The organism is Roseibium sp. TrichSKD4 (genome assembly GCF_000148725.1).
Classification (GTDB): domain Bacteria; phylum Pseudomonadota; class Alphaproteobacteria; order Rhizobiales; family Stappiaceae; genus Roseibium.
The window spans coordinates 14,906-20,393 of record NZ_GL476308.1; the positions used below are offsets into that span (position 1 = coordinate 14,906).

4 protein-coding genes and 1 pseudogene are annotated in these 5,488 nt (G+C 49.6%); all 5 read right to left on the bottom strand.

Annotated features, from left to right (window positions below; genetic code table 11):
- A partial coding sequence (locus TRICHSKD4_RS30635) for a hypothetical protein (RefSeq protein WP_040616404.1) occupies positions 1–1,827 on the bottom strand: 1,827 nt, incomplete at its 3' end.
- Positions 1,776–2,768 (bottom strand): lysylphosphatidylglycerol synthase transmembrane domain-containing protein, encoded by a 993-nt coding sequence (locus TRICHSKD4_RS05640; RefSeq protein ID WP_009466501.1) that lies wholly within the window; start codon positions 2,766–2,768, stop codon positions 1,776–1,778. The genes TRICHSKD4_RS05640 and TRICHSKD4_RS30635, both read right to left, overlap by 52 nt.
- Entirely contained in the window at positions 2,768–3,529 is a 762-nt protein-coding gene (locus TRICHSKD4_RS05645) for a class I SAM-dependent methyltransferase (RefSeq protein ID WP_139051986.1), read from the bottom strand. The genes TRICHSKD4_RS05640 and TRICHSKD4_RS05645 overlap by 1 nt, the downstream gene beginning before the upstream one ends.
- 17 nt (positions 3,530–3,546) lie before the next feature.
- Positions 3,547–5,004, bottom strand: coding sequence for a bifunctional class I SAM-dependent methyltransferase/glycosyltransferase family 2 protein (locus TRICHSKD4_RS05650; protein WP_009466503.1), 1,458 nt, complete (start codon positions 5,002–5,004; stop codon positions 3,547–3,549).
- 170 nt (positions 5,005–5,174) lie between these two features.
- Positions 5,175–5,488: pseudogene (locus TRICHSKD4_RS29065) on the bottom strand (integrase core domain-containing protein); the annotation flags it as partial.

The window sequence follows — 5,488 nt, forward strand, 5'->3', positions numbered from 1 at the left end:
CATATCAACCATGTTGGTGGTTAGTCGGGTAGCCAGCAGAAGAGGATCGTTCAAGAATTTGGCAAACCCAAACTTATATAGGGCTCCTGCCACAGCAGCTTCGCCGCCTTCGAAACCTTCCAGTTTATCTGCATAGATACGCTCACAAGCTGTCCAGTCGGCGTTGTGGGTTAAACCGCAAAAGGTGTACGAAAAGTTGGAGCCCACTTCTCCAGATTTGGAGCCAAAAGCCACTGAGAGCGCGGAGGTTATAGAGAATGACAGTACGACGACACCAAGAATCGCCGCGATGGTCCGCAGGCGTCCCCGCCATCCTCCAGCACTAGTCAGAAACATCCAAAGTGCTATCGCCGGAATAGCGAACATGTTTCCCATGCGAATAGTTAAAGCGAGGTTGGTGAACAAAAATGCGGTTGCCTTGGCACCGAAATCGCCCGATGCGAGTGCTCGTACGAGATAGGGAATGCTCATCAAGGCAAAAAGTATGCCGAGTGGCTCGGTCAAATTGGTTGGCAAATACGCGCGGACAGAGATCATGGTGAGGCCCAAAAAAGTGAGACCTGCCCAAGGGCCACGCCACAACATAACCGAGTATGTAGCGAAGAAAGTGGCAGTTGCAATTGCCACAGTTTGCAACAAGATGAAGACTACATTTGAATAGCCAGAAACAAACATTCCGGCGCCTCTCAAAGCCGCAGCGAGAGGGCGGCGTGACCCGAAGGTGTTCCATTGCCCAGTCATAGCCTGTTCGAACGTCTGAGTGAAATGCACTGTTGCATCGTTAAACGGTACAAGGCCAGCAATGGCATTCCCGCTGAGGTCCTGCGGACGCGGAATTCCAGCCCAAGTTCCAGCAACCGAAAACAAAAACCAAGCGATGATGATTGGAAGTCCAAACCATTTGAAAAGCCTCGTTAAATCGGCTTCCCGTTCGCCTAAGTCAGGTTCATTTTTGCGGTCGCATACGGCGACCCATCCTAATACGGCACCAATTGATGCGTATAAAAGCACAGCATGTGAGAGAGAGGGGTCGGCCTCTGCAAGACTTCTCAGCCAAGGCATTTGGCTAAACGCGGCAGTGGTTGGCAAGGCCCAGCCCTGAGCCCAGCCGATAACGATACTCACCAAGTAAACAAAAACTGTGAGCATGAGAAAACCGATAAACACGCAGGTCAGCTTAGTGAACCAAAAATGGGCGCGATCAGCTCGCTTAGTCAATAGCGCGCGCGAATAAAGCCAATACCTTAGGCCTTGTAACACAGCGGAAACAAAGAGTAAAACCTGTGCTAAGTCTATCAAGATTCCACGAAGTATAAGTTGGTATGTAATTTCGAGTGTTACATTTGAACCATTGGCAAGTTCATTTGGGAGCGAAAACAGGACACTATCGTGCCAGTGACTGAACGACCCTTGAGCGGCATTACCAGATCGAATAGTTTCGTGAATAACGTGGGCCGGACCAAGTGGCAATGCGTTGGCGGAGATCCGGGCATTGGATTTATACGGGTTTTTGGACGTGTCTCCATCAGTTACAAAGAGGTATCGAAGCTCACCTTCCGGGTTCAGTTGAACCGTTAACGCGTTGGATGGGGCTTCTTCCGATGCAAAGGGACCAACAAAATATTCTGTCCTTTCCAACGGGAAAACAGTCAAGAATAGTTGAAACAGTATTACTGCGGCCGAAGAGCCAAAAACAGCCCACAAAAGAAGACCGAGACTACGCGTACGAATGGTTGTTTTGAATGCGCTGAGCAATTGGATAATGCCTCGGATAATCATGCTTGGCTTGCCTTTTGTGCCGCGAGCGACGATTTGATCAGCTTCCAAAAACCCGGGCCAGCCATGGTGAATGCCACAAAATAAGTAGCAGCCTGGAGCGCAATCGCGAGCGCAACCGCAGATGATGGAGGGACTGCAAAGAAGGACAAGGCCCAAATTGCCGCTGTTTGGTAAATCCCAATATAGCCCGGCGCTGACGGCAACATCGATCCAATTACCAAGAATATCCAAAGTAGAGGTATTGCAAGTAATGGCGCGTTAAGATGAAAAGCAAAAATCTGGAATCCCACTGCTAGCAAGTCTACGACTAGAATAAGGAATGCAACCAATATAAGCCTCAGCCTCATCGTACTGGACATGACGCGCCGGCTTTCCAAATGGAGTTCAGCAAAAAATACATCTGGCCGTACTTTCCAATTCGAAAGCCATCGCTCAACAATTCGGGAAACAAGTCGCTGAACAACTCCAAGTCCCGCCGTAGCTGCAAAGGTTGAGACTGTAATTATTGCTCCTACGAGAAAGATAGTGCCTAGCCATTGATCCAAGACGCCGTGCCCTGGAAGGGTAAAAAGCAAAACTCCAGCACAAAGGAAAATGGCTACTATATCCATCAGCCGGTCGATTAATGCACTTGCAATGGGATTAGCAAGCGGGAAGTCTGTGAGCCGCGATAGCGCAAAAATGCGAACGACTTCTCCCGCCCTTGCCGGCAATATCATGTTGGAAAGAGTGCCTGCAGTTGTGGCGTGATAGTAGTGCTTTTTTGTCTCTGGCGGAGCTCCCGCAATCAAGTGCCATCGCAAAGCTCGGAGAGCGATTCCTGCTGCAAGTGCGGCTGCGGATATTGCGATATAGCTATAATTGGCAGATGTCAGAGTGTCGAGCATGGCGCTAAAGTCTACTTGCCTTAGCGCGATCCAGAGAAAGTAAACGCTAACGGAAATTCCGAGCACGATACTGAACCAAGCGCGCGGTGTCCGCCTGATCATCAACTGCGTTCCACTTCGATGAGTGCGAACATCGCGAAACGATCGGCGGGCAACAAGCCTTCTATAAATCGTATTGATCTATAGAGAAAATTTGGCATCAAGGAACGTAGTGAAACACCTCCGGAAAGCATATATGAAAATGGCATAATCGGTTCGATATTTGTTATCTTCAACTCTGGATACTGCCTCCCAAACTCTTCCTTATCACGCAAGAAAATGATCCACGGCAGAGCGCCGTTCGCTCCAGAAAGAGGACCTGTGGTTGGAATATTCCAATCGGCCGATGGAACAAACGGTTCATGGTGTAAATGGTTGTAAACCCATTCCGACCAAGGCGTACGCCATGGTTCAATCATAACGATTCGTCCGCCAGGGCGGAGGCAGCGCGATGCTTCGGCAAAAAACCGATCAACGCCCGGAATATGATGAAGTACGTCGGTCATTACGATCGCGTCCAAATCGCCATCTAAAAATTGCAGGTTGCAGGCATCAGCGACTATGTCGACACCCTCCACCGGGAAGACCTCGCTTGTTATCGCATTTGGCAGCATCTCTTTGAAGAAGCCTGCGCCCGATCCTAATTCCAGAACACGATCTTGGTTTGGAAGCGCTTCTAAAATGCGCCCGTACCACTCATGATAGATCGATTTAAGGAACGGTTTTTCGACAATAATCTGGCGGCGTAACTCTGTTGTCTGCGGGTCGTCTATTGACAGTCCACGCGTCAAGGGGTGCGCCAGTATCTGGTTGAGAATACCCAATTTTCCGTTCCGAGCGTTCAGATGAATTTAATCCGCCTCGCAGCGAATGCGACCATTTTGAGCAGTAGCCATCCATGCCGCCAGCGGCTGATGTTTGTTTCGCCATACCGCCGTGCCCGGTAGCGGATTGGAACTTCTTGAATCTTCAGGTTGAGCCGCGCGGCGCCGAAGAGGAGATCGAAATCACCAAAAGGGTCGAAGTCCCCAAAGAAGGATCGATTATCGGCTATCCGATTGTAGTCGGCTTTGCGCAACACCTTTGTTCCACACAACGTGTCTCGGATGGGTTGACCGAGCAACCAGGAAAAGGCTTGCGAAAAGAACTTATTACCGATGAGATTGAAGAAGCGCATCGCTTCTTCTTGCATAGGATAGACGAGACGTACTCCGTTAACGAATTCAGCCGAACCCGAAGCGATTAGGTCGTAAAACCTCGGCAAATCTTCCGGAGGGACGGTTATATCCGCATCTAGGATCATCAGAATATCGCCACTGGCTTGTTCAAAACCTAGGCGCACCGCATCACCTTTGCCCTTACCTTTTTGTTTAAACAACTTCGCATTGCGTTCTGGGTGGGCGGCAATAGCCCGTTCGATTGCTTCATAAGTATCGTCGGTTGAATTTCCTTCTACGAAGACTATCTCGGTTCCACCACCCATTTCTGGTATGCGTGTCATAAGTTCTTCAATATGACCAGATTCGTTACGCGCCGCCACGATGACCGAAACAGTTGGATTGACTTGCAAGGGTTTTGGTACCGGGCGGGCCACCATCAGATGTGTCAGAGACAGCCATCGAAATGGCACTATCTTGGCCAGATAGCGGTTAGCAAAGTCGGATAACAATGGTATCCAAGTTGGTACAATTACTTCCGTCCAATTTCGTAAAGGCTGAAAACCGGAGAGCTCGAGCAGGTTTCGCATATCATGAACTGTCAGCCAATTCTGCGGGAGCTGAGGGGTAGCAAGACCCATAGCCCTCACTGCGCGTAAAGGTGGATTCCAGAGGTGGCTGAAGAAATTAATAATCACCCTAGTCTCTGGCTTGCAATACGGCCTTAAGCCTTCGAGCACCGTCTGAACGTCCCACAATTCGTTCACAAGGTCGGACAGAATAATGTAGTCAAATTTACGATTTCCCAAGTCAAATCCGTGCGCGTCCGCCAGAACAAATTCAAGATGGGGGTGTTGCTTCTTCGCTTGTTCAATAACTGAAACAGAAAAATCTAAGCCAACGCCTATAGACGGCTTGCTTGCAGCCAATACGCTTCCGGTGCCGCAACCAATTTCGAGAACTGAAGTGCCTTCGAGAATGACGTTGCGATATACTGTGTGCATACGAGCATGGTAATAACGACTAAAAGTCTTTCTGCTATCCCAGTTGGTGTCCCAGAACTTTTGACGAGTTTCCTGATAGTCGTTGAGCTCACTGTCGAATGTCTCACATTCCGATTTCGAAGCGGACATTGGTGTCATTACGCATTCCTAACGTGCAATTTAGAGCGCTAAGCTGGTGGGCTGCAGAAGAATGTAAATTAATTTATGAAGGACCTGCGCGCCTTCACTAAGGCATGCTAATAACTCGATCAAGTCAATTTTTGGTCGAACACTTTGTCGTGCCCCCATTGAGTGGTCCGGTTTAATTGTTAGTGCATCGTGGGCCTCTGGTCCATTGGCACGATGCTTTCGGGCGCGGGCGGACGATAGCCCAATGAGCTATGCGGCCTGACCGTGTTGTAGTGAATGCGCCATTGTTCGATCAGGATTTGAGCTTCCCGCAGGGTGTAGAACAACTCGCCATCAAGAGTTCGTCCCGGAACCGAGCGTTGAAGCTTTCACAGTATCCGTTTTCCCAGGGTGATCCGGGCTCGATATAGCCGTTTTCGCCCCGACTGCTGCGATCCAGTCCCGCACTTCTGAGCGATAAATTCTGGTCCGTTGTCTGACCTAATATACTCCG

Coding starts and splice junctions, on each gene's coding strand:
- TRICHSKD4_RS05640 (WP_009466501.1), bottom strand. CDS start 2,768: ATGATCAGGCGGACACCGCGCGCTTGGTTCAGTATCGTGCTCGGAATT.
- TRICHSKD4_RS05650 (WP_009466503.1), bottom strand. CDS start 5,004: ATGACACCAATGTCCGCTTCGAAATCGGAATGTGAGACATTCGACAGT.